22 protein-coding genes and 1 pseudogene are annotated in these 24927 nt (G+C 62.6%); 17 read left to right on the top strand and 6 right to left on the bottom strand.

Annotated features, from left to right (window positions below):
- Positions 1-135: 135 nt before the first annotated feature.
- Positions 136-573, bottom strand: a complete 438-nt coding sequence (locus tag NKJ94_RS19470; RefSeq protein WP_352781703.1) for a GFA family protein — start codon at positions 571-573, stop codon at positions 136-138.
- Between the two features lie 26 nt (positions 574-599).
- Positions 600-818, bottom strand: coding sequence for a hypothetical protein (locus tag NKJ94_RS19465; protein ID WP_254818791.1), 219 nt, complete (start codon positions 816-818; stop codon positions 600-602).
- A gap of 147 nt (positions 819-965) precedes the next feature.
- On the opposite strand from NKJ94_RS19465, the pseudogene NKJ94_RS19460 reads away from it, so the two are divergent.
- A pseudogene (locus NKJ94_RS19460) lies at positions 966-3265 on the top strand (FdhF/YdeP family oxidoreductase).
- A gap of 164 nt (positions 3266-3429) precedes the next feature.
- Here NKJ94_RS19460 and NKJ94_RS19455 read toward each other — a convergent pair.
- Positions 3430-3771 (bottom strand): response regulator, encoded by a 342-nt coding sequence (locus NKJ94_RS19455; RefSeq protein ID WP_352527136.1) that lies wholly within the window; start codon positions 3769-3771, stop codon positions 3430-3432.
- A gap of 14 nt (positions 3772-3785) precedes the next feature.
- Entirely contained in the window at positions 3786-6890 is a 3105-nt protein-coding gene (locus NKJ94_RS19450) for a CheR family methyltransferase (protein WP_352527135.1), read from the bottom strand.
- Between the two features lie 126 nt (positions 6891-7016).
- Here NKJ94_RS19450 and NKJ94_RS19445 point away from each other — a divergent pair, with 126 nt between their 5' ends.
- Positions 7017-7214 (top strand): hypothetical protein, encoded by a 198-nt coding sequence (locus tag NKJ94_RS19445; protein ID WP_352527134.1) that lies wholly within the window; start codon positions 7017-7019, stop codon positions 7212-7214.
- Between the two features lie 19 nt (positions 7215-7233).
- The gene (locus tag NKJ94_RS19440) at positions 7234-7812 is read left to right on the top strand and encodes a response regulator (RefSeq protein WP_352527133.1); all 579 of its coding nucleotides are present in this window, start codon (positions 7234-7236) and stop codon (positions 7810-7812) included.
- Between the two features lie 29 nt (positions 7813-7841).
- On the opposite strand, the gene NKJ94_RS19435 is transcribed toward NKJ94_RS19440, so the two are convergent.
- Positions 7842-8114, bottom strand: coding sequence for a hypothetical protein (locus NKJ94_RS19435; protein WP_352527132.1), 273 nt, complete (start codon positions 8112-8114; stop codon positions 7842-7844).
- A gap of 274 nt (positions 8115-8388) precedes the next feature.
- Here NKJ94_RS19435 and NKJ94_RS19430 point away from each other — a divergent pair, with 274 nt between their 5' ends.
- Genes NKJ94_RS19430 through NKJ94_RS19395 form a run of 8 tightly spaced genes read left to right on the top strand, consistent with a single transcriptional unit; the run spans position 8389 to position 17344 of the window.
- Complete coding sequence (locus tag NKJ94_RS19430) at positions 8389-9495, top strand: NAD-dependent epimerase/dehydratase family protein (RefSeq protein WP_352527131.1); 1107 nt, start codon at positions 8389-8391, stop codon at positions 9493-9495.
- Positions 9492-10571, top strand: coding sequence for an NAD-dependent epimerase/dehydratase family protein (locus NKJ94_RS19425; protein WP_352527130.1), 1080 nt, complete (start codon positions 9492-9494; stop codon positions 10569-10571). Before NKJ94_RS19430 ends, NKJ94_RS19425 begins: the two co-directional genes overlap by 4 nt.
- Positions 10568-11860, top strand: coding sequence for a TIGR04295 family B12-binding domain-containing radical SAM protein (locus NKJ94_RS19420; protein ID WP_352527129.1), 1293 nt, complete (start codon positions 10568-10570; stop codon positions 11858-11860). The genes NKJ94_RS19425 and NKJ94_RS19420 overlap by 4 nt, the downstream gene beginning before the upstream one ends.
- The gene (locus tag NKJ94_RS19415; protein WP_352527128.1) at positions 11845-12945 is read left to right on the top strand and encodes a glycosyltransferase family 4 protein; all 1101 of its coding nucleotides are present in this window, start codon (positions 11845-11847) and stop codon (positions 12943-12945) included. The genes NKJ94_RS19420 and NKJ94_RS19415 overlap by 16 nt, the downstream gene beginning before the upstream one ends.
- Positions 12946-12947: 2 nt before the next feature.
- Positions 12948-14078 (top strand): CgeB family protein, encoded by a 1131-nt coding sequence (locus tag NKJ94_RS19410; RefSeq protein WP_352527127.1) that lies wholly within the window; start codon positions 12948-12950, stop codon positions 14076-14078.
- Positions 14075-15169, top strand: coding sequence for a CgeB family protein (locus NKJ94_RS19405; RefSeq protein ID WP_352527126.1), 1095 nt, complete (start codon positions 14075-14077; stop codon positions 15167-15169). Before NKJ94_RS19410 ends, NKJ94_RS19405 begins: the two co-directional genes overlap by 4 nt.
- Positions 15166-16275, top strand: coding sequence for a CgeB family protein (locus tag NKJ94_RS19400; protein ID WP_352527125.1), 1110 nt, complete (start codon positions 15166-15168; stop codon positions 16273-16275). The genes NKJ94_RS19405 and NKJ94_RS19400 overlap by 4 nt, the downstream gene beginning before the upstream one ends.
- A 22-nt stretch (positions 16276-16297) precedes the next feature.
- Positions 16298-17344 (top strand): UDP-glucuronic acid decarboxylase family protein, encoded by a 1047-nt coding sequence (locus tag NKJ94_RS19395; protein ID WP_352527124.1) that lies wholly within the window; start codon positions 16298-16300, stop codon positions 17342-17344.
- 267 nt (positions 17345-17611) lie between these two features.
- Here NKJ94_RS19395 and NKJ94_RS19390 read toward each other — a convergent pair whose 3' ends face one another.
- Complete coding sequence (locus NKJ94_RS19390) at positions 17612-19444, bottom strand: hypothetical protein (protein ID WP_352527123.1); 1833 nt, start codon at positions 19442-19444, stop codon at positions 17612-17614.
- A gap of 159 nt (positions 19445-19603) precedes the next feature.
- Here NKJ94_RS19390 and NKJ94_RS19385 point away from each other — a divergent pair, with 159 nt between their 5' ends.
- The 6 genes from NKJ94_RS19385 to NKJ94_RS19360 are packed head-to-tail and all read left to right on the top strand — an operon-like array spanning position 19604 to position 24907.
- Complete coding sequence (locus NKJ94_RS19385) at positions 19604-20707, top strand: inositol-3-phosphate synthase (RefSeq protein WP_352527122.1); 1104 nt, start codon at positions 19604-19606, stop codon at positions 20705-20707.
- Positions 20704-21300 (top strand): histidine phosphatase family protein, encoded by a 597-nt coding sequence (locus NKJ94_RS19380; RefSeq protein WP_352527121.1) that lies wholly within the window; start codon positions 20704-20706, stop codon positions 21298-21300. The genes NKJ94_RS19385 and NKJ94_RS19380 overlap by 4 nt, the downstream gene beginning before the upstream one ends.
- Positions 21301-21314: 14 nt before the next feature.
- Entirely contained in the window at positions 21315-22418 is a 1104-nt protein-coding gene (locus NKJ94_RS19375; RefSeq protein ID WP_352527120.1) for a CgeB family protein, read from the top strand.
- Positions 22418-23218 carry a nucleotidyltransferase family protein gene (locus tag NKJ94_RS19370; protein ID WP_352527119.1) on the top strand — a complete coding sequence of 267 codons (801 nt, stop codon included), beginning with the start codon at positions 22418-22420 and terminating at the stop codon, positions 23216-23218. Before NKJ94_RS19375 ends, NKJ94_RS19370 begins: the two co-directional genes overlap by 1 nt.
- A 2-nt stretch (positions 23219-23220) precedes the next feature.
- Positions 23221-23982, top strand: coding sequence for a TIGR04290 family methyltransferase (locus NKJ94_RS19365; protein WP_352527118.1), 762 nt, complete (start codon positions 23221-23223; stop codon positions 23980-23982).
- Positions 23975-24907, top strand: coding sequence for a glycoside hydrolase 5 family protein (locus NKJ94_RS19360; RefSeq protein WP_352527117.1), 933 nt, complete (start codon positions 23975-23977; stop codon positions 24905-24907). The genes NKJ94_RS19365 and NKJ94_RS19360 overlap by 8 nt, the downstream gene beginning before the upstream one ends.
- Positions 24908-24927 lie beyond the last annotated feature (20 nt).

The following is a 24927-nucleotide window of genomic DNA, read 5'->3' as shown; positions in this document are numbered from 1 at the left end:
CACGCCTTGCAATCGAGCTTGTCATCCAAACGGCGGCCCATTAGCCGATAATTGCGCGTTTTCGGCCGCGCGCCAATTGTCGTTTTCGTACGAAGCTGCGAACGGTACGTTTTCCACCTGCAGGCGGGCAGTAGTCTATCGGTCTGCCGGATTTCCGAACGCCGGATCGCGCCGCCTCGAATACGTCGCCACCCGCGGCAGGTCGTCTGGAAAGTCGACCCAGGGCAGCCTCATGTCCCAATATGCGTGAGCTTGTGGCGGAAACCGTTCGGGGTGGTCGAGAAAACCGATCGCCAGATAGAGTTCGTCGGGCAGGCCCTGGTCAACATAGCCGATAGATGTTCCGCAATCCGCACAGAAGGACCGGAGCACGCCGGGGGTTTTCGAAAAGGTCTTCGGTATGCCGGTGAGCAAAGTGAGTTCAGAAGGCCGATAACCAACCCACACCGTCAGAGGGCTTCCTATCGCCTTGCGGCAGTCGTCATCGTGATCGGAGCAAATCCAGAAAGGCTCGCCGCGCATCTCCGCCGTTATGGCGCCGCAAAAACAGGACCCCGTTTCAGTTCGTGGCATTGCCTACCTTCATTGCTGAGTCTCACTCATTGCTGGCCTGGCATTTCGGTATTTTCCTTGGGGTTCTTCTTGATGCCGGCGGCAGGCGAGGTATCTGCCGGAGCATTGCCACCCTGGTTCTGCTCAGGGGCTCGTTTGAGCGGCGACGTCTGCCAGCCCATATCGCCGTACAAAAAGCCTATGAGAAAGCCGACGATGATGATGGCCGAAATCACCATCGCAATTAACGCGTTACGTCGCTCCATTTCGCGCGACTCCTTTCTTCGAGCCGAACAAACGATGGCGGATATGGTTCCGGCGAGACGGAACGGTGTGACGGTAGGGACCCGGCCCGGAACATTCAGCCTTACGGCGGGTTCTTATGAATGCTCTTCTTACAGGGAGTGGCTTGCATGAAACCCGCCGTAACCGATCGCATCGAAACCAAGAGATACGACCACCCGACAGGCGGCTGAGGATCGCTTAAATCCCTCGTCCGCAAGGCGCGTGGCGAAGGCCTGCTGTTGTCCGGGATATGGAGCACGCTGCTCAAGCAGAACAAGGCCGACGGCTATATGTGCGTGTCTTGTTCATGGGCAAAGCCAGCCCAGCCGAGGCCTTTCGAGTTCTGCGAAAACGGCGCCAAGGCCACGATGTGGGAGCAGACGAAGCTGCGCTGCGAACCCGCTTTCTTCGCCGAGCACCCGGTGACGGAATTGCTCGATTGGCCGGACCACGATCTGGAGAAGCAGGGCAGGCTTACGGAGCCCATGCGCTACAACGCCGCCGTCGACCGTTACGAGCCGGTTTCCTGGGAAGATGCATTCCGCGACATAGCTGCCGAGCTGCAGCGGCTCGATCCAAAATCGGTGGTGTTCTACACGTCTGGCCGGGCCTCGCTCGAGGCTTCCTTCATGTACCAGCTCTTTGCGCGGATATATGGGTCTTCGAACCTGCCCGATTCGTCCAACATGTGCCACGAATCGACCTCGGTCGGCTTGCCGGAATCGATCGGTTCGCCGGTCGGGACCGTGCAGCTCGAAGACTTTGCGAAATGCGACATGATGTTCTTCTTCGGGCACAACACCGGGGTGACAGCGCCGCGCCTGCTGCATCCGCTGCAAGAGGCACGTCAACGCAACGTGCCCGTCTTTACTTTCAATCCCTTGCCCGAGCGGGGACTGAAGCGCTTCAAGAACCCGCAAATCCCGTTGACATGCTGTCGCCCGGACCGGGCACCAAAATGTCCAGCGACTTCTTCCAGATTCGCGCCGGCGGCGACATTGCCGCGATGACGGGCATCGCCAAGGCGGTGCTGGCGCTCGACGACGCCGCCCGAGAAAGCGGCAGGACGCGTGTCCTCGACACGGCTTTCATCGCCGAGCATACGCATGGCTTCGCCGCGGTCGACGCCTTCCTGCGCAGCGCCTCATGGAGCGATATCGTCGCACGATCCGGCATTGCGCAAGCCGATCTGGAGCATGTCGCCGAGGTCTACAGCCATTCCAACGCGGTGATCGGCAATTACGGCGTGGGCCTGACCCAGCATCGGCACGGCACAGAGAACGTCCAGATGCTGTGCAACCTTTTGATGATGCGCGGCAATATCGGAAAACCCGGCGCCGGCATTTCGCCGCTGCGCGGCCATTCCAATGTCCAGGGGCAGCGCACCGTCGGCATATCGGAAAAACCCGAGCTCGTCCCGCTCGGCAAGTTCGCCGAATTCTACGCCTTTGAACCGCCGCGCGAAAAAGGCTTCGATACGGTCGAAACCTGCGAAGGCGTCATCGACGGATCGGTCAAGGGCTTCGTCGGGCTGGGCGGCAATTTCGTGCGGGCCGTTCCGGAAACCGGCCTGGTCGAGAAAGCCTGGCGTGGGCTCGACCTGCATGTCGAGATCGCGACCAAACTCAACCGCAGCCATCTGATCGCCGGCCGGACAACCTACCTGCTGCCTTGCCTGTCACGGCTGGAAAGAGATCATCAGGCGAGCGGCGACCAAAGGGTGTCGATCGAGGATTCCACCGCCTGTATCCACGGCTCGTTCGGATCGCGACCTCCGGCTTCGTCACATCTGCTTTCCGAGCCCAGGATCGTCGCCGAACTTGCCAAGGCGACGGTGCCAGGCAGGAGTTCGATCCAATGGGATGAGTGGGTTGGGGATTATTCCCGCATCCGTGACGAGATCGAGCGCTGCTACCCCCAACATTTCCGCGACTTCAACAAGCGCTTCCTGACGCCCGGCGGGTTTCATCGCGACATCAAGGCCAGCAAACGGGTGTGGGAGACGCCGAACAAGAAGGCCAATTTCAAGCTGCCAAGTGGCCTTGAAACCGATCCTGACATCGATGTCGCCGGCCGCGATGTGCTGACACTGATCACGGTCCGCTCTAACGACCAGTTCAATACGACCGTCTACGGCTACAACGACCGGCTGCGTGGCATCAGCGGCACACGCATGGTGCTGTTGATGAACGAAAAGGACATCCAGCGCCTCGGTTTGAGCGCGGGACAGGAGGTCGATCTCGAAGCCAATGCGCAGGATGGTGTGGAGCGCCGCGTGCGCGGGCTGCGCATCACGCCTTTCTCGGTTCCGGAAGGAAATTGTGCCGGTTATTATCCCGAGCTCAACCCGCTGGTTCCTTTGTGGCACAGAGCCGAGAAGGCTCATGTTCCGGCAGTCAAATCGGTACCGGTGCGGATATTGCCATAGGCCGGCCATGGGGTCTGGCTCGCAATGGCGGAGCAATGCGGCCTGCCACAGGTTCGGCGGCAGCGTGATGGAAAATCTGCATCGAAGCCGGCGATACGCTGGCCGGCGACGGCTGGCTGGCACCACGCCACGCCCGACCGACAAGCCGCTGGAATGCCAGGAATTCAGGAAGCCCGCGCGAGTTCATCTACGGCATTCAGGATCGCACTCTGGCTCGCCGGCTTCTGCACGATCCTGCAGGCGCGGAACCCGGCCGGAATTTCCCGTTCGCCAAAGCCTGAGAGGAAGGCGAACGGAACACCACGCATCCGCAACGCTTCGGCAATCGGGTAGCTGGTTTCGTCGTTCAGCTGGATATCCAGTAACGCGGCGTCGATCCCGCCTTCGCCGACGAGCCGGAGTGCCGCCGTCACCGACGAAACAGGTCCAACCACCTGATGGCCGGCTTTTCGCAGGTAAGCCGCCGCGTCGTCGGCGATCAGCCATTCATCCTCGACGATCAGCACACGCACCTTTCCGGTCACGACGAGCCCTCGCGGGTCAGAGGGAATGCAATTTCCGCCTCCAAACCATTTGAGCGGAAACTTGTTTCAACTTTTCCGCCCAGCCTGTAGCCGATTTCTCCGCGCAGAAGGGTAAGGCCGAAGCCGCTGTCGGTTGGCTCCTTGATGCGGGGGCCGCCCTTCTCGCGCCAGACGAGCTTGAAGGTTCCATCCACCACCGACCATTTCACAATTATCCGCCCGGCAGGCTTCGACAGTGCGCCATATTTGGCGGCATTGGTCGCCAGTTCATGGATTGCCATGCCGAACGAAAGCCCCTGTACAGCCTTGAGGCTTACCCGCTTGCCATCGAGCTCGAACCGTTCGGCCCCGAAGGGATCAAGCTCCTGGCGCAGCAGTTCCTCGACGGAGGCTTCCGTCCAGCTTTCGCGCGAGAGCAGACTGTAGGCTCGTGACATTGCATGCAGACGGCCGATCAAGGCTTCAGCGAACTCGTTTTTCGACGCCGAGTATTCACGCGTCCGGTTGGTGATGCTGGCGACAACCGCCAGCATGTTCTTGACGCGATGGTTCAGCTCCGAGATGAGCACTTGCTGACGCTCTTCAGCCTGCGCCAGCGTCGTCACGTCGATCAGGGTCACGACCACGCCTTGGATGCTGCCGCTTTTGTCCCGGTAAGGGTTGATGCGAACCAGGTAGAACCGGCCCTTGTCGTCGCGCGCAAGGTGATGGTTCAGGGTCTCTCCCGTCTCGAACACCGCCTGGATGTGCCGCTTCAACTCGGGGTAGTCGAGCTGGCTCGAAAGATCGGTCAGCGGTCGGCCGACATCGGACGGACGCAAGTTGAAGAACGACGACGCGGCGGGAGTAAAGGTCCGCACCACAAGGTTGCGGTCGAGGAAGATGGTGGCGATTTCCGTGCTTTCGAACAAGTTTCTGAGATCGCTGTTGGCGCGATCGAGTTCCTCTATCTTGCCGGTCAGTTCCGCATTGATGGTGTTGAGCTCTTCGTTGAGCGACTGCATTTCCTCCTTCGAGGCCTCAAGCTCCTCATTGGTCGACTGTGCCTCTTCATTGACGGAGACGAGTTCCTCGTTCGAAGATTTTACTTCCTCCAGCGCGGTTTCGTATTCCTCGACTGTCGACTGCAGCCGCTCGCGAGTGTCGCGCAACTCCCGTTCGAGATAGGCCGCATCTTCGGTGCCGCGGCTTTCCCGTGTCGGATCGGAGCGGATCTGGGCCTGTCCCACCGGATTGAACAGGACGAGGTAGAGGGGCTCGCCATTACTGCGTTCCGTGTATGGCTCGACCGTCAGTGTAATGAACTGAACCTGTCCGTCGTCTTCCTCGACCGCTATGTTCTCCCGCACGACCGTGCGGCGCGTCGTGGCTGCTTCCCGCAACGCGGCGCGCAGTTCCAGTCTCAGCCCGCGGCGGGCCAAGGTCAGCAACTGCCGGCTCGGGGCGCCTTGTGGCGCTTCCAGATATTTGCCCGTCCGCGCCGAATAGTAGACGATGTCGCCATCGCCATTGACCAGAACGTGAGGCGGGGCGAACCGCTCCAGCACCTGAGCCTCGATCGCCTGGCGCAGTGAATGGCTGGCCGCATCCTTCTTCGAGCCGCCGCGTCCAACCGGAAGGGCACCCGTGCGGCCATTGCCGATCAGGACCGGCGGCCGCGGCGTGGCATGTTCCCGCGCCTGGAATATCCGCTGCTTCTTGTCGACCGTGGCGAACAGGTCACCGTGCTGACCGATGCTTTCCGAGTTGCCGAGGAACAGGTAGCCGCCCGGCCTCAGCGCGTGATGGAAGATCGGAATGACCCGGTTCTGGATTTGCGGGCCGAAATAGATCAGCAGGTTGCGACACGAAATCATGTCGATGCGCGAGAAGGGAGGATCGCGGATAATGCTGTGCGGGGAAAAGATGCACAGTTCGCGCACCTCCTTGCCGAGCACATAGCTCTCGCCGTCACTGTGGAAAAAGCGTTGCCTGCGCTCGGGCGAAAGCCCGTGCAGCAGCGCTTCTGGATAACGTGCCGCACGCGCCACCGCGAGCGCCGGCTCATCGATGTCGGTCGCGAATATCTGGACGCGCGGCGGCGCGGAAAGCTTCTCCATGCGCTCGCGCATCAGCATGCCGATCGAGAACACCTCCTCGCCGGTGGCGCAGCCGGGCACCCACACACGCACGGCATCGGAGGCGTTCTTGCCTTCGAAAATCTGCGGTATGATCTTTTTCTCCAGCAATTTGAACGCTTCGGCGTCGCGAAAAAAGCTGGTGACGTTGATGAGCAGGTCGCGAAACAGCTTCGCCACCTCGTCCGGATCCCTTTTCAGCCGTTCTATGTAGGTGGTGATCGACTGCAGCTGCGTTATCTGCATGCGCCGCTTTACGCGACGCAGAAAAGTCTTGGTCTTGTAGCCGGAAAAGTCGTGACCGGAATGGCTGCGCAAAATGGCGTAGATTTCATCGCGGGCCTGATCCATCTCGGCCTTGTGCTCGTCGTCGGCTTCGGTCAGTCCGTTCAGCACATCGAAACCGCGGGCAAACGCCTGAAGCTTTGCCCCGATCTGCTCGGCGGGCGCCGCTATGTCGATCAGGCCGCTCGAAATCGCACTCTGCGGCATGTCCGGATTGCGCGGGCCGGAACCGTTGGAGGCCTGGGCAATCGTCAGCCCGCCATGCTCCTTGATCGCCCTGGCGCCGAGCGTGCCGTCCGAATCGCCACCCGACAAGATAATGCCGACGGCATACTCGCCCTGGTCCTCGGCCAATGCGCTGAAGAAAATGTCGATCGGCTTGCGCTCGCGGTTGAGCGTGTTCGGCCGGCGCAGCGAAAGCGCGCCCTTGCGGATGGTGAGGACGACGTTTTGCGGCATCACATAGACTTGGCCGGGCTGGACCGCCGCGCCCTCCTCGGCCACCAAGACCGGCATTTCGGTATAACGTCGGATGACCTCGTGCAGCAGGCTTTCCCGCTCCGGGCTGAGATGCGTGACGACGACGAACGCCATGCCGGTGTCGCCGGTCAGTCCTTTGAACAGGCCCTCCATCGCGGGAATGCCGCCGGCCGATGCACCGACGCCGACTATGGGAAATCTTCCATTCTGGGATGCCACGCCAAGCCCTTAGACCCAAATCACGCCTCAGACTAAGACCGGGCCGAGCCTGAGGCCAGTAAATAGTCCAATAACGGAACAAAGCACCGCCGGTGGCATTAACATTTGACTTCGGAGGCGGTTCCAATGGCAAGACGACCACCTGAAATAAAGCCGGCCAAGCGAATCCTGTTGCCCTCGCCGGATCTGACCAGGTTCCCGGTATCTGAAAACATCCCGCCTCGCCTGCTCGCGCTCGCGGAACGGTTGCAAGAGGTCCTGGCCCGCCATTTTGCAGAAGTCCGCGCCGACAGCCGTAAATCCCGCAGGAAGAAGGAACAATGAGGTGCGCGACCTGCAAGGCTTGCATATCCTGATCGTCGAGGACGAATGGATGCTGGCGGGCGATCTTGCACGTTACTTCAGCAAGATGGGCGCCGTCGTGCTTGGCCCAGTGGCGACGGTCGAACAGGCATCGAAACATACGGACGAGGCGGAGGCCGCGATCCTGGACGTCAATCTCAACGGACGACGGGTATTCCCGATCGCCGACGAGTTAATGCGCCGTGGCGTGCCGTTCGTGTTTTTCAGCGGCGATGAAGACATCGTTATTCCTGAGCGCCTTCGGTATGCCAGCAGCCTCCGAAAATCCTCGGACGGCCAGGCTGTTTTCGATGCTCTCTTCCCAGCCGAGACGCCTGCATCGAAAGGAGGTCGAGCGTCGGAGCCCTCGGACGACGTATTTTCACTGCTGCCCAAGCTCAGGCTCGCTGCACGCCTGCTGCTGGGAGACATGGATGCTTCCGACCGGCTGGTTGAGCGAACGCTCGAGCAGGCCATCGGCGAGATCGACAGGAGACGATCCGGCTCCTCCACCGAGGACTGGCTCAACGGCATCATGCGAAACATCGTCAGGGCACGTGGAGCGAACCTGCTGCACTGACCGCGGCCGTTGCCGGCAACTAGACGCGGTCAGCCTTTCCGGCTGCGCTCGACGAATTTGTTGAAACGGCTGGTTTTCCCGCCGCTGGTCTCGTCCTGATAGAGGAAGGCCAGTTCGTTCTCGTCGAATATCCTGAAGAACTCGTCCCATTCGACAGGCTCGAACGTCTCTTCAGGCTCGCCGAAGTCGATGCGCAGTATGCCGCCCTCGCCCTTGGTGCGAACCACCGCCGGCCGCCCGTCGCGGTCCTCGGCCCAGCGGCGGATTTCGTTATGATCGGTGGTCGTCTTCGATTCAGACATCGCAATCTCCCTTCGATTCCACCGCAGACCGCGAGACCCCCGCGTTGCCGGTCTGCCTTCACACAACCAGCAGATGCATCGCTGTCGGCATGTGCGCGCGGTCAGTCGAATATGGCTCCTAACACCAAGCGCGCTTCGATGTTCCCGTCCCCAGCCCAAGCCGGCCGGGACACTTTCGCGATCACACGGCGTTCCGGGAACTTTGTTGAAGCAAGGGAACAAACCTTTCGCCCGGAAGTTTGGGGCGGCAAAGCCATTCGTATGAGGAGTTGTCGTGAAACGTATACTGGTCACGGGAGGCTGCGGTTTCATCGGCCGCCACGTCGCCCAGGAACTCGTTGAACATGGCTATGGGGTTTCAATTCTCGATGCGCTGCTGGACCAGGTGCATGGCGGCGAGGCAATCAGCCTGCCGCCAGGCGCCAAGCTGATCAAAGGCGACGTTCGCGATCGCGATGCCGTCACAGAGGCAGTCGAAGATGTCGACGCGATCATTCACCTGGCGGCTGAAGTGGGCGTCGGCCAGTCCATGTACGAGATCGCCCGCTATGTCGGCGCCAACGACCTCGGCACCGCCACGTTGCTGGAAGTGCTGATCAAACGCCCGATCGAACGTATCGTCGTTGCTTCGTCGATGAGCGTCTATGGCGAGGGTCTCTATGCCACGCCGGATGGCCGGCGCATCGACAATGCGAGACGGCAGCCGGACGATATCCGCAGCGGCCAATGGAATCCCCTGTCGCCGGAAGGTGAAGTCCTGTCGCCGTTGCCGACCGACGAGCAAAAACCGGTCGATCTCGCCTCGATCTACGCGCTGACGAAATACGCTCAGGAGCGCGCCGTACTGATCTTCGGCGAAGCCTATGGCGTCGATGCGGTCGCGCTGCGCCTGTTCAATGTCTTCGGCGCCGGACAGGCACTCTCGAACCCGTATACCGGCGTCTTGGCGAACTTCGCCTCGCGCATCGCAAATGGCCAGCGGCCGCTGATTTTCGAAGACGGCGAACAGAAGCGCGACTTCGTTCATGTACGCGACGTTGCCCGCGCCTTCCGGCTGGCGCTGGAACAGCCCCAGGCGCGCGGCCACGTCATCAACATCGGCAGCGGGCGGGCCTATGCGGTCAGCGAAGTCGCCCGGCTGCTCGCCGAAGCGATGGGCGTGCCTGGCCGCCCGCCGGAAATCCTCGGCAAGGCACGCTCCGGCGATATCCGCAACTGCTTTGCCGACATCTCGAAGGCGCGCGAACTGCTCGGCTTCCAGCCGCAGTACCGGCTGGAGCATTCGCTCGGGGATTTCGTCGCATGGGTGCGTAACACGGTTGCCATCGATCGCAGCGCCGAGATGAAGCGGGAACTCGAAGCGCGAGGGCTGGTATCATGAGACCGGATTCACGCAATTTTCGCGAAGCGCCCGTCGCCATTATCGGCGGCAGCGGCTTCATCGGCTCGAACCTCGCCGACAGCCTGTTGTCGGACGGCGAGCCGGTGCTGGTCATCGACAATCTGAGCCGTCCCGGCGTCGAGCAGAACCTCGAATGGTTGACGCGAAAGCACGGCAACCGCCTCACCGTCGAAATAGCGGATATCCGCGACGCGGAGGCGCTCGCGCCGTCGGTGGCACGTTCGAAGGCGGTTTTCCACCTTGCCGCGCAGACCGCCGTAACCACGAGTCTGGTTCAACCGGATGAGGATTTCGAAATCAACCTGCGCGGGACGTTCAACGTCCTGGAAGCCGCCCGCCGCAGCGGCAAGCGCATCCCCGTCGTTTTCGCCAGCACCAACAAGGTCTATGGCCGCCTCGCCGACCTCGCAATGCGAGAAGAGGACGGCAAATACGCGCCTTGCGACGCGGGCATCCGTGCGCACGGCGTCGACGAGACGCGCGGCCTCGATTTCTGCACGCCCTATGGCTGCTCGAAGGGCGCGGCGGACCAGTATGTTCTCGATTATGCCAAGTCATACGATCTGCCGACGGCGGTGCTGCGCATGAGCTGCATCTATGGACCGCGCCAGTTCGGGACGGAGGATCAGGGCTGGGTCGCCCATTTTCTGCTCAGCGCGTTCTCCGACCGGCCGATCACCATCTACGGCGACGGCAAGCAGGTGCGCGACATCCTGCATGTTTCCGATGCGGTCGCGGCCTATCGCGCCGTGCTCGACCGGATCGAGACGATCAAGGGCCAGGCATTCAACCTCGGCGGCGGACCGGAAAACGCCGTCAGCCTGCGCATGCTGCTGAAGGAGATTCGCGACATAACGAAACGGGACGTTTCGATCCGTTACGACCGCGAACGCACTGGCGACCAACCGTTCTTCGTCGCCGACACGCGGGCGATCACCGCTGCGCTGGGGTGGAGAGCGCACATCTCTTGGCGCGACGGTATTCGTGACCTCGCCGACTGGCTGCAGCGTCATCGCATCGACCCGCGTCCCGAACCGGCGAGGTACGTGGCATGAAGGTCGCCCTGGTCAATCCGTCCTGGACATACCAGGACAGCATCTATTTCGGCTGCCGTCAGCCGCATCTGCCGCTCGAACTCGGTTATTCGAAAGCCCTGCTAGAAACCGCCGGCCACGAGGTGCTGATGCTGGACGGGCAGATCCAGAAGCTCGACAACGCCGCGCTCGCTGATCGCGTCGCCGCCTTCGAGCCTGGCATGACCGTCGTCAGCACCGCGCCGACCTATCTGTTCTGGCGTTGCGCACCGCCCGAGTTGCGCGTGCCGGCCGATTTCCTCAACCGTCTTGCCCGCCACGGCGGCCGCACCGTCGCCGTCGGCCCGCATGGCTCGGCGACGCCGGCGCCGACATTGCGCAAGCTTGGGGTCGACATTGTCGTGCGCGGCGAATGCGAGGAAGTGGTCGCGGAACTTGCCCTGCGCGACGACTGGAGCGCGGTGCCGTCCACCGCCCATTTCGAGCATGAAAAACTGGTTTCGAACGGCGGCGCCCATGCGAGTTCGTTCATCAATCACCCACCGCTCGAATGGCCGTCGGACTGGATTGCCGCGCATTCGCACCACCACCATCGCTTCGACGACAATCAGGTCGGTTTCGGAGCGGAGGTCGAAGCGTCGCGCGGCTGCCCGTATAATTGCAGCTTCTGCGCCAAGATCGATTTCCGCGATGCCTACCGCCGCCGGAACCACGAAGCAGTGATCGCGGAGATCGATCGGCTCATCGCACAGGGCGTGGGCTACATCTACTTCATCGACGAGATTTTCCTGCCGCAAAAGGCGTTGCTGGAGGCGTTGGTCGATCGCGATGTGAAGTTCGGCGTGCAGACTCGCATCGACCTCTGGAAGCCGGAGCTGCTGAGACTGCTCGGTGCCGCCGGATGCGTCTCGATCGAAGCGGGCCTCGAAAGCCTGACGGTGGAAGGCCGCGCCATGCTGGCAAAACGCTGCCGGCTGGGCACCGAGGAACTGGCGGCGTTGCTGGTCGACGCTAGGCGCCACGTGCCGTTCGTGCAGGCCAATCTGATCGGTGTGGTCGAGGACGATCCCGCGCTGGTCGACTATTGGCGCAAGCACCTGATCGACAACGGCGTTTGGGCCAACGAGCCGGTGCCGCTTTATCCTTATCCGAGTTCGCCAAGCTATCGCGAGCTTTGGGGCGAGCCCGACGACCTCGCCTGGGAGCGCGCGCATGAACATTACCTCGCATCCTTCCGAACGTTCAGCGACATCCAGGAGAAGCGTCCGCGTCCGCTGGCCGAATTGGAGGCCACATGTTGCGGACACTGAGCCCGCCGCGGCGCATCCTGATGACCGTCGATGCCGTTGGCGGCGTCTGGCGCTATGCGCTCGATCTGGCCAGGCAACTGGTCGCCGGCGGCGACAGCGTCGTGCTTGCCGGGCTTGGTCCGGAACCGTCCAGGCAGCAGGCCGAGGAGGCCCAGTCTTTCGCGGCGCTGACATGGCTCAACACGCCGCCCGACTGGATGACCCGCAACGAGCACGACCTCGACGCATTGCAGCAGGAGCTGCACCCACTCATACGTGACTACGCCATCGACGTCGTCCATCTCAACGCGCCCACGCAGGCTGCGGGGCTCGATGTGCCTTGCCCCGTCGTAGCGGTCTCGCATTCCTGCGTGGTGACATGGTTCCATGTCGTCAAGGGACAGGCGGCGGACGGCGAATGGATCTGGCAGAAGGACCGCAACCGGCGCGGTCTCGACAAAGCAGGCATGGTCGTTGCGCCGAGCCGCAGCCATGCCGCCATGCTGGAAACCTGCTACGGGCCGATCGCGCGCCTGAGTGTCGTCGGCAATGGCGCGCGGCCCGGCCCGAAGAGCGAAAGGCGGGAATCGGTCGTTTTCGCCGCTGCGCGCTGGTGGGATGAAGGAAAGAACGCGGCGGTGCTGGACCAGGCCGCCTCCCTGACGCAATGGCCAGTCTTCGTCGCAGGTTCGCTGCAAGGGCCGGAGGGCCAGCATGTTGGCTTCAGTCACGCGGTTCCCGTCGGGCCGGTGCCGCATGAGGAAGTGCGCTCGTTGATGGCGCGGGCCGGAATCTTCGTTTCGCCGTCGCTCTATGAACCGTTCGGCCTGGCCACGCTGGAAGCGGCAATGTCGGCAACGCCTTTGGTGCTCGCCGATATCGCGACTTATCGCGAATTGTGGGACGGCGCCGCCATGTTCTACGACGTGCGCGATCCGCGCGATCTCGCCAGATGCATCAATGATCTTTGCAGCGACGCCCAGCGCCGGCGAGAGCTCGGTGAAGCGGCGGCCCGCCGAAGCCGCAGATTTTCGCTAGCAAGACAAGCGACCGCCATGCGCGGCGTCTACGACAAGGCGGCCCTGGCCACCATGGCGGATAGTTGATTATGCGGTTTTTATTCTACACCCATTCGATCGTTTCCGACTGGAACCACGGCAACGCACATTTCCTGCGCGGCATCATGCGCGAGCTGGTCGCGCGCGGACACCAGGCGATCGCGCTGGAGCCCGCCGAAGGCTGGAGCCGGTCGAACCTGGTTGCCGAGAAAGGGTCCTTTGCGATCGAGCGATTCAGGAAGGATTTCCCCGAGTTGATGCCGGTGACCTACGATGCCGCCTTCGACCACGAAGCCTGGATCTCCGATGCCGATGTGGTGATCGTGCACGAGTGGACCGAGCCGGACCTTATTGCGCGCCTGGGCAGGGCGAAAGCGACTGGCAGCCGTTTCACGCTGCTGTTCCACGACACGCACCATCGCGCCATCTCGGCCACGCAAGCGATTTCTGCCTTGCAGCTTGAACATTACGACGGAGTGCTCGCCTTCGGCGAAGCGCTGCGGGAAAGCTATCTTCGCGCCGGATGGGGCAAGCGGGTCTTCACCTGGCACGAGGCAGCCGATGACCATCTGTTCCGGCCACATCCTGAAATCGAACGCAGCGCCGACCTGATCTGGATCGGCAATTGGGGCGACGACGAGCGCAGCACCGAAATCAGGGAATTCCTGGTCGACCCGGTGTATGAGCTCGGCCTGAGCGGCACCGTCCACGGCGTCCGCTATCCACGGGATGCGCTCGCCGACCTTGCGGCCGCCGGCCTGCACTACGAAGGCTGGATCGCCAACGCCGACGTGCCGAAGGCGTTCGCAGCAAACCGCATCACGGTGCACATCCCGCGGCGTCCATACCGCCAAAGCCTCCCCGGCATCCCGACCATCCGCATGTTCGAGGCGCTCGCCTGCGGCATTCCGCTCGTTTCGGCGCCCTGGTCCGATGTCGAACGTCTGTTCAGGCCGGGCGCCGATTTCCTGTTTGCAAACAATGGCTTCGAGATGCGGCATCATCTCCGCGCCGTGCTGCATGATGCGGATCTCGCCGCTTCTCTGGCGACATCGGGCCTCGAGACCATTCGCTCGCGGCACACATGCCGGCACCGGGCGGATGAACTGTTCGGCGTGCTCGCCGAATGCGGGCACCGGCAAGCCGCCGACACGATCCTTGCAAAGGAGGCCGCCGAATGAAGATCGCATTTTACGGGTCGAGCCTGCTGTCGTCCTATTGGAACGGCGCGGCCACCTATTACCGCGGACTGCTCAAGGCTCTGGCCAGGCTCGGCTACGACATCACCTTCTATGAGCCGGACGTCTACGATCGCCAGAAGAACCGCGACATCGAAGCGCCGGACTGGTGCACCGTCGTCGTCTACGAGGCCACCCCAAATGCGCTGATGCAGGTGGCGGCCCGGGCGGCCGAGGCAGACATCGTCGTCAAGGCAAGCGGCGTTGGTTTTGCCGACGACGCGCTGTTGCGTGCGGTGCTCGATCACGCCCGCGCCGACGCGCTGACGGTGTTCTGGGATGTCGATGCGCCGGCAACGCTTGGCCAGTTGCGCGACGAGCCTGACCATCCGCTGCATAGTGCGCTACAGGAAATCGACCTCGTGCTGACTTATGGCGGGGGCGACCCGGTGGTGTGGGCGTACCGCGCCATGGGCGCCGCCGAATGCGTGCCGATCTACAATGCACTCGATCCGGAAACGCATCATCCGGTCGGCAAGGAGATGCGCTTTGCCTGCGATCTCGCCTTTCTCGGCAACCGGCTGCCGGACCGCGAGGCGCGCGTCGAGGCCTTCTTCCTCGAGCCCGCCAGCCACTTGGCCGATCAGCGCTTCCTGCTCGGTGGGTCGGGCTGGGGCGACAAGCAGATGCCCGCCAATGTCAGGTGGCTCGGCCATGTCGGCACGCGTGACCACAATGCACTGAACGTCACGGCCAAGGCGGTGCTGAACATCAGCCGCGACAGTATGGCGGCCAACGGCTTTTCGCCGGCGACGCGCGTTTTCGAGGCGGCAGGCGCCGGCGCATGCCTCATCACCGACGCCTGGCTCGGCGTCGAGCTGTTCCTGAAACCAGGCGAGGAAATCCTGGTCGCGCGCGACGGTGAGGATGTCGCCGAGATCATGCGAAACCTTACGGCCGAACGGGCCAAGACGATCGGGTCATCTGCGCTTCGACGCGTGCTTGGCGAACATACTTATACGACACGGGCCGTTTTGGCCGACGCCGTTTTCAGGCGCCATTTCGAGCGCCCGACCGTGGAGGCCGCGGAATGACGAAGCCGCTCGACATCGTCTTTCTCGGCCTGTCTCTGTCCTCGTCCTGGGGAAACGGCCACGCCACGACCTTTCGTGGCCTGCTCAAAGGCCTCCATGAGCTCGGCCATCGCGTCACCTTTCTCGAGCGCGACGTGCCGTGGTATGCAAGCCACCGGGACCTGCGCGATCCCGATTTCTGCGCCTTGCGCTACTATGAAACGACTGATGATCTTCGCTGCAATTTTGCGCGCTGCCTGCGCGAGGCCGATATCGTGGTCGTCGGCTCCTTCGTTCCGGAAGGCCCTGAAGTCATCGACGTCGTGGCGTCGCTGTGCACGGGTCGGTTCTGCTTCTACGACATCGACACGCCGGTCACGCTGGCAAAGCTTTCGGCCGATGATTGCGACTACATTGCCAAGCGGCAGGTCCCGTATTTCGACATCTATTTCTCCTTCACCGGCGGGCCGACGCTTGCCCGTCTGACGGCGGAATTTGGCGCAAGGCGTGCCGAGCCGCTCTACTGTTCCGTTGACCCGGAACGGCATCACGGAACGGGTGATCCGATCCGCTGGGATCTCGGCTATCTCGGCACCTACAGCCCCGACCGCCAGGCGACGCTGGAGGCGCTGTTGTTCGAACCGGCGCGTCGCATGCCGGAGCGCCGCTTCGTCGTGGCCGGCTCGCAATATCCGCGCGACATCGTCTGGCCGGACAATGTCGATCGCATCGAGCACCTGCCGCCGGCAGACCACGCGGCCTTTTATAGCCGCCAACGCTACACGTTGAACGTCACGCGCAGTTCCATGATCGCGGCCGGCTGGTCCCCCAGCGTGCGCCTCTTCGAGGCGGCGGCCTGCGGCACGGCGATCATCAGCGACTTCTGGGCCGGACTGGAAAGCCTGTTTCCGGGGCGGACGATCCACACAGCGCGCAAGACTGAAGACGTGACCGGCATCCTGTCCACGGAATCCAATAGCGCCCGGCTTGCCATGGCCAGACAAGCGCACGCGCTCATCCTGGCAGCCCACACAGGCACAGCGAGAGCCTGCGAATTCGTTTCGCTGCTGGCGCAGGCCAAATCGCCACGTTCTGCTCTCGATCTGGACGTCGAGAGTGCAGCATGACCCGCAGACGGGAGAAATAGAGATGCGGCAATCAAGAAAGGCGCAACGGACCAGGACCGTGCTTGTCGCCGGCGGCGCAGGCTTCCTCGGTTCGCATCTTTGCGAGACATTGCTCCAGATCGGCTGGCGCGTGATTTGCGTCGACAATTTCCTTACCGGCCGTATGGAGAACATAGCATCGATCGCCGATCGTCCGCATTTCCGGCTGATCAAGCAGGACATTTGCCGGCCGTTGGAGCTTGGCGAGCCGGTAGACCGCATCTTCAACATGGCATGCGCGGCCTCGCCGCCGCGCTACCAGGCCGACCCGGTCCACACGACGCGAACCTGCGTCATCGGAACGCTCAATCTGCTCGACCTCGTTGCCCGGAACGGCGCCCGCTTCCTGCAGGCGTCCACCAGCGAAGTTTATGGCGATCCCGAACAGCATCCGCAGAAGGAAGACTATGTCGGCCACGTGAACTGCATCGGCCCCCGCGCCTGCTATGACGAAGGCAAGCGTACCGCCGAAACCTTGTGCTTCGACTATTTGAGAATGGGAAAAGCCGATATCCGTGTCGCGCGCATCTTCAACACCTATGGTCCCCGAATGGACCCGGCCGACGGACGGATCGTTTCCAATCTGATCATGCAGGCACTCGAGAGACGGCCGCTGACCATATTCGGGGACGGATTGCAGACGAGGTCGTTCTGTTACGTCTCGGATCTGGTCGACGGCTTGATCCGACTGATGGACGTCGATCCCAATCCGCGCCAGCCGGTCAATTTGGGCAATCCGGGGGAGTTCACCATCCTGCAATTGGCGGGCCTGGTGAGAGGCATGACCAGCACCAAATCGGCCTTGAAATTCCTGCCACTGCCGCAGGACGATCCTCGCCGTCGGCAACCGGATATTTCCCGTGCAAAAAAGCTTCTTGGCTGGTCGCCAAAAGTGCAGCTTAGGCAAGGTTTGATGCGCACAATCAGCTATTTTGCCGAGCTTGAGGCGGCCCAGATGGTCGACAGAAGACCCCCGATTGCCGCCAGCGTGCATTCCGCATCAGGCCGGCTGCAAAACCTGCCGGCCTGAACGGCGGGGAATCGCCCAGCCGCTCGCACGAATCATGTCGGAGAGCGCGGGTCGTTTCGCGTCGGGTCGTCGGTCACTTTTTCTCGTCGCGGGAACAAGCTGTCCAGCTTCTGGTTCGGCCAGGGTACCGGCATGGAGACGATTTGTGCATCCGAAGCGATCCGCCAAAGACATCGAGCAAATGGCCGCAAGGGAGACGGCTGCCTTCCTGCGGCGGGCTTCCATCACCTATCTGGAATGCTGCGTGAGCCTGATGATGACGCATCTTCAGCGCGAAGAGGTAGTCGCCATCCTCGAAAAGGAAGCGGATATGCTGCGCCGACTGGACTGATCCTGCTCAAGCGGCCGCAGGTCCCGTAGGCTATCCAGGAAACGAAGCAGCGCTGCAGTGTAGCGCCCCGCCGCGGCCGCCAGCCGGTCGTGTTCCCGACCGTCGCCAGATCGTTCAGCCATGCTCCACAAGCCAAACTGGAAGGCAAGATAGCAGGGCTCGTAGTACTCGACCAAATTGGCGTCGACGAAACGAGAGGCTCTCGCCTCGACAGCTTTGCAAAGCGCCGCAGTCGCCGCGTCGGGGAGGCTGTACTCGACACGGGCGCCGGCAATGTCCCAGGCGATGTCCTGGCAACCGATCAGCTCGTGCGATCGGCAATGGTCGAGGGCGTCCGTCTTGACCAGCCTTCCACCGGGCGAAAGGATGAACTCCCACGGATGAAGCCGCCCGTCGATCTCGACCCGCTGCATGTTCTTGGGTGGAGCCTGCTTCGAGAACCAGTTCCGCAACTCCGCCGCACGGCTTTCCCCCAGCGCCTCGCTTGTATTCTGCACCGCCATGTCGGCAAGCGCCTCCAGCGAGGCACCCGGCTCGGAGGCGGGCAGATTGGCTGCGCGCCAGGCGAGATAGCGCGCGAGATGAGCGACCACTTTTTCCTTCGAAAGCCTTGCACGGTCCAGCGTTTTACCGCCGACCCAGCGTTCTACGAGAAAGCCATGGCACAGCCCGGCGACTTCCGGAGCAAAGCCTTCGTCATGCAGCCTCCTTGCAGTCTCGGCCTTGTGCATTCCGATTTCGCCGAGGCCGACGAATTTGACCGACCATTTTTCCCGGCCTGCAGAAGCGAGGAACTTCCGCCGCTCGAAGCCGCGGTGAACGGGTGGCCAATGATCCTGCGAGCCGTAGTGCAGGCGACGCCACTCTCCGCCGGATGTTTCCGTCAGGCTGACCGCTGTGCTGCCGATCGTCCGGGCTACCCAGTCCCGCAGCGTCGGGACAGCGGATCCAGCTAGGAAAGTACGTTCGAAGTCGGCGGTGTGTTTCTGGCAGCGCATCCATGCCTCGCGACTGTCCGCCGAAGCCTCGGGACCCGGGCCACTTGAATGGCTTGGGAACAGATGGATGCGTCCGGCATCGATGCCTAGCCCTTGCAGCCATGCGACGACGGCGTGGAACGAGCTGCCGGACAGGCCCGGGCCTTCATCGACGACAGCGAAGCGGGCCAACGGCTTCGTCCTCCAGCCGCTGATCAGCTCCGGATCGGCGGCAAGCCGCCTGCGAAACGGGTGACCGGTCGGACGGACGCTGACGGGTGCCGGTGTGTCGATGGCTGCAGCCACCATCGCTGCCAGCCCTAGGCCGATGCTGCGGATGCCAATCACGCATGTGTTCGCATCGAGACCCGACTGCCGCGCGGCGACGAAATAGCTCTCCGGATAGAGCGCATAATGGGCGTAGCCTTCAGCCGTGCCGGTCAGGATTTCGCCATCGCAATCGAGTTCGGCCATCATCCGCGGCACGTCCGCACCGACCGGGCCGTCGACTGCAAATCCGGCCTCGCACGATCTACCCACGTCCCGGGCCAAGCCGACCAAGAGATTTGCGCCCGCGATCCGCTGTGGGGAATTCCTGTCCGTGCCGTTGGCTTCGAATTCAGCATCGGCAAGGCCCTGGACCAGTTCCGAGAGCTTGATGAACAGGCCGACCAGGGCTGCGTGGCGTTCGATCCCGCTTGGCATGTCCGCAATGTGCTCGGCCGCTTCGCAGGCCGAGCCGCGAAGATATTGCGCGCTCTCCATTTGCTTGTGGTCGCCATAGACGATCATTGTCCCATCCCGGTTGGCCTTGCCCCCCGCTGCACAACTCGGCGAGCGCTACTTTGATCCACCGTCGGTTGCACGATTTTTGCAGCCGGCAAGGAACAATCCGGGAGGCAGGCGGTTTGGCACGAAGAACTTACCTTCAACAGCATAGGCAGCGGTTTCGTGGGATCGAAGAAAGTTCGGATCGGTATAGTCGGCGTCGGCAACTGCGCCTCCTCCCTTGTTCAGGGCATCACCTATTACCGCGACGCAAGGAGCAATGAGCCCATACCCGGGCTGATGCATGCCGATCTTGGCGGCTATCATGTCAAGGACATCGAAGTGGTCTGCGCTTTCGACGTCGCCAGGGGCAAGGTCGGACGCGATGTGGCGGAGGCGATCTACAGCGCGCCCAACAATACTTTCCGCTTTGCCAATGTGGCGGCTACCGGTGTTCGCATCGAACGCGGGCCGACGCTGGACGGCATCGGCAAATATTTGCGCGACGAGATCGAGGAGGCCGACGAGCCGGTCGCCAACATCAGCAAGATCCTCGCCGAAAGCGGCGCCGATGTCCTGGTGTCCTATCTGCCTGTCGGTTCTGAGGAGGCAACGCGCTTTTATGCCGAGTGTGCGCTCGAGGCGGGCTGCGCCTTCGTCAACTGCATACCGGTCTTTATCGCCTCGCGGCCGGAGTGGCGCCGGCGCTTCGAACAGCATGGCTTGCCGCTGATCGGCGACGACATCAAGAGCCAGGTCGGTGCGACGATCGTCCACCGGCTACTCGCCAACCTGTTTCGCGAGCGCGGGGTGCGTATCGACCGCACCTACCAGCTCAATTTCGGCGGCAACACCGACTTCCTCAACATGCTGGAGCGCGAGCGGCTGGAATCGAAGAAGATCTCGAAGACGCAATCCGTCACCAGCCAGATCGACGTTCCTCTGGAGCCCGGCAACATTCACGTCGGGCCGAGCGACCACGTTCCGTGGCTGACCGACCGCAAGTGGGCCTATATCCGGGTCGAAGGCACGACCTTCGGCGGCGTGCCGCTGAGCGCCGAACTCAAGCTGGAAGTGTGGGATTCACCCAACTCGGCCGGGGTCGTGATCGATGCGGTGCGTTGCGCCAAGCTGGCGCTCGACCGCGGCATCGCGGGCGCTCTGACCGGTCCCTGCAGCTATTTCATGAAATCGCCGCCCGAGCAGTTCACCGACGCAGAAGCCCGCCTGCGCACGCTCTCTTTCATCGCCGGTAAGGACGAGCCGATGCTCGATGCCGCGGAATGACGACGACGTTTTTTCTGGTCCGCCACGCCGCGCACGATAATGTCGGCTGTTATCTTGCGGGACGAATGGCTGGCGTGTGCCTCGGCGAAGCCGGCAGGGCACAGGCCTCGCATCTGGCTGACCGCATGGCACGCGAGGCGATAGCGGCAATCTTCTGCAGCCCGCGCGAACGCACGCGCGAGACAGCAAATCCGATCGCAATCGCCTGCAATGCCGGTGAAATCGCGATCCATGAGGAACTCGATGAGGTCGACTTCGGCACCTGGTCGGGAAAGACCTTCGAGGAACTGAACCAGGACGCCGACTGGCGGGCGTGGAACGACCAGCGTCAGCAGGCGAGAACGCCGAGCGGCGAGACCATGCTGGACGTGCAGCAACGCGTCGTCTCGTTGATCGAGGAGGTTCGCGGCCCATACCAGAACCAGTGCGTTGCACTGGTCAGCCATGCCGACGTCATCAAGGCCGCCGTGTGCAACGTGCTCGGCCTGTCGCTGGGAGACTGCTTTCGCTTCGATATCGACCCAGCGTCGATCACCACGGTTCTTTGGGGAGACTGGGGGTCGAAGCTGATCAGACTCAATGAAGCTGCCTGACGAGGAATTGCCGGATGCGCATGGTCATTTTCGGTCTTACCGTGACATCGTCGTGGGGCAACGGGCACGCCACGCTGTGGCGCGGATTGATCCGGGCGATGGCCGGGCTGGGCTGGTCCATCACCTTCTTCGAACGCAACACTCCCTATTACGCCGGGACGCGCGACCTCGACCAGCTGGATGGCGGCAGCATTGTCCTTTATCCGGACTGGGAGGACATCCAGCGCGTTGCCGAGCAGGCGATGAATGAGGCCGATGTCGTCATTGTCACCTCCTATTGCCCTGATGCCGTGAGCGCCTCGCGCCTTGCCCACCAAGCCTGTCGCGGACTGAAGGTGTTCTACGATCTGGACACGCCGGTGACGCTGGCCCGGATCGAACAAGGTGCGCCTCCGGCCTATTTCGGGCCGGAAGGGCTTCGCGATTTCGATCTCGTGCTGAGCTACACGGGAGGCACCGCCATCGACGCATTGAAGTCGATGCTGGGTGCACGCCGCGTCATGCCGCTCTACGGCCATGTCGATCCAGAGCGACACCGCCCGGCCCCGCCCAGGCCAGAGTTCGGCGGCGACCTGTCCTATCTCGGAACCTATGCAGCAGACCGCCAGGCCGGGGTCGAAAGGCTGCTGGTCAGCCCGGCCGCGCGCCTGCCGGAGCGCCGTTTCGTCATTGGCGGTGCACAATATCCGCAAGAATTCCCGTGGAGCGACAATATTTTCTTCGTCCGTCACCTGCCGCCCGCCGACCACCCGGCCTTCTTTTCATCATCGCGGCTGACCCTGAACGTGACCCGCGAGGCGATGGCCGAAAGGGGCTGGTGCCCATCCGGCCGGCTGTTCGAGGCTGCCGCTTGCGGCGCTGCGATGGTGAGCGACACATGGCCGGGATTGGACGCCTTTTTCCGGCCCGGCGAGGAGATCGTCGTGGCGAACAGCACTGACGACGTGGTCGCCGCGCTCGACCTGTCCGACGCCGAGCTTGATGCGATCCGGCGCCGTGCGCGGGAGCGGGTGCTGGACGAACACACCTCGGCACGGCGGGCGAAGGAATTCGATCGCATCCTGTCCGATTCACTGCAAGGCTACACGCTTGGCGAGCCGTTGAAGGAGGCAGTTTGATGTTGGGCATCGTGCCCGCAGCCGGACGGGGAAGCCGCATCCAGCCGCTCGGCTTTTCGAAGGAACTTCTGCCGGTCGGCAGCCGCATCGACGGCAACACCGAGCGGCCTTGCGCGGTCAGCGAATATCTGGTGCGCCGCATGGTGCGCGCGGGGGCCGACAAGATCTGCTTCGTCATCGGTTCGGGTAAGTCGGATATCCTCGAATATTATTCTGCCGGCTATGCCGATGCGGCTGCGCTGTTTGTGGTGCAGCCCTCTCCAGTCGGCCTTTGCGACGCCATCTTTCGCGCCGCACCGCTGGTCGCACCGGACGAGACCGTTCTGGTCGGGCTGCCCGATACGATCTGGTTTCCCGAAGACGGCTTCTTGGCCCTTCCGGACGATGGCCTGTCCTTTCTGCTGTTTCCGGTGGACCAGCCGGAATTCTTCGATGCCGTCGTTGTCGACCAGGACAGCCGGGTGAAGCAAATCCAGGTCAAGCAGCAGAATGCCGCGTCGAACTGGATCTGGGGTGCGTTCAAGATGCCCGGCCGCACCCTTCACCGGCTTGCCGCGCTATGGCGGGAACGGGACCGGTGCGATGAATATATCGGCACGCTGGTCAACGCCTATTTGGCCGCGGGGGGTGAAGCCTATGGCGTCAAGGCCGGCACCGCCTATGTCGATGTCGGCACCTTCAACGGCTATCGCACGGCACTTCGGCTGCTTGAAAGCAGAGCCGGGAGCAAGGACGACCAAGCCGCCGTGACGCTGCCCGGCCACCAGCACGTCCCTATCCTCGCAGGCGAAGGAGGCTAGCCATGCTGCATTCCGATGCCGAAATCCGCCGCCGTATCGATGCGCTCGGCCCATGGTTCCACAATATGGAGCTGGCCGGCATCGAAACCGCTCCCGACCATTTCCTTGGTAACTATCCGCTGATCAAATGGCGCAAATTCGCCGACGCCATCCCCGCCAATCTTTCCGGCAAAGCGGTACTCGACATAGGCTGCAATGCGGGCTTCTACTCGATCGAGATGAAACGGCGCGGCGCCGGCCGCGTGCTTGGCATCGACTTCGATGAGGCTTATCTGGCGCAGGCCCGCTTTGCCGCCGAGGTAGCGGACTGCGACATCGAATTCCAGCAGCTCTCGGTCTACGACGTCGGCGCCTTGCGCGAGCGGTTCGACATCGTGCTGTTCATGGGGGTGCTCTACCATTTGCGCCATCCCTTGCTCGCTCTCGATCTGATCCGGAAGCACGTCGCCGACGACCTGATGATCTTCCAGTCGATGCAGCGCGGCAGCACCGACGTGCCGGCACTCGAGCAGAATTATCATTTCTGGACCCACGACCTGTTCGACCGGCCGGAGTTCCCAAAGCTGCATTTCATCGAGCATCGTTACGCCGACGACCCGACCAACTGGTGGATTCCCAATCGCGCCTGCACCGAAGCCATGCTGCGCAGCGCCGGCTTCGAGATCGTGCTGCATCCGGAGCAGGAGGTCTATTTCTGCCGCACCGCCGACATACCGGCCGGTGGCGGCGCCGTCTACCCGTCGAAAGGACAGATAAATGATTGAAGCCGCGATGATCTGGAACGAGCCCAATAACAAATCCCACTGGGATCCCGAGCTCGACCCCGACTGGAGCCGCTTCGCCAATATGGCAATTCTGGCCGCCGACGCGATCGCCTCGGAGAATCCGGCCTTGACCAAGGTGCTTGGCGGCATCTCGCCGATCGATGCTGGCTTCATGACACGGATGAAGGAATTCGGCGTGCTCGATCATGTCGACGCGGTCGCCGTGCACGGCTTTCCGCTCGACTGGAACCTCTGGCAGATCCACGCATGGCCACAGAAGATCGGCGAGATTTCGGCTGTCACCGATCTTCCGGTATGGGTCAGCGAGGTCGGCGTGTCGACCTTCGGCGCCGAGGAGGTACAGGTCTGGGGCCTGCGCCGGACTGCGGAGCTGCTGATCGGCAACGCGCCACGCATCCAATGGTACAGCCTCTACGACCTGCCGCGAGAATGGGAAGCGACGACGCGCCATCGCGAGGCGGAAGGCTCTTCCTACTACCGCCATTTCTACATGGGCCTGCTGCGCCAGGACGGTACGCCAAAGCCGGCGCTCGAGGAATTCCTGCATCACGCGCCGGCAATGGGACTGGTGCAGTGGTTCCATTTCGAAGATCACCGGCTGGATGACGCCGTCGCCTGGATGAAACGGCTCGGCGTCACCAATCTGCGTACCGGGCTTTCCTGGGCCGACAGTTTCAGGCCCAACGCACTTGACTGGTTCGACCGGCAGATGGAGGCATTGGCCGACTTCGACGTGACGGTCACCTTCTGCTTCACGCCGGAACACTGCGGAATGATGCCGCACCACGCCAGTCCGCCGCTGGTGCCGGAGGAATTCGCCGAGTTCTGCGCGGCAATGACGCGCCGTTATGCCAGCAGCATCGCTGCCCCTTCCGCCGGCAGGCAGCGCGCCTCCGCAGCGTGAGGAGCTTCGGCTCGCCAGCC

It is taken from the genome of Mesorhizobium sp. M0060 (genome assembly GCF_040323155.1).
Lineage (GTDB): Bacteria > Pseudomonadota > Alphaproteobacteria > Rhizobiales > Rhizobiaceae > Mesorhizobium.
This window is presented reverse-complemented; position numbering and strand designations above follow the sequence as displayed.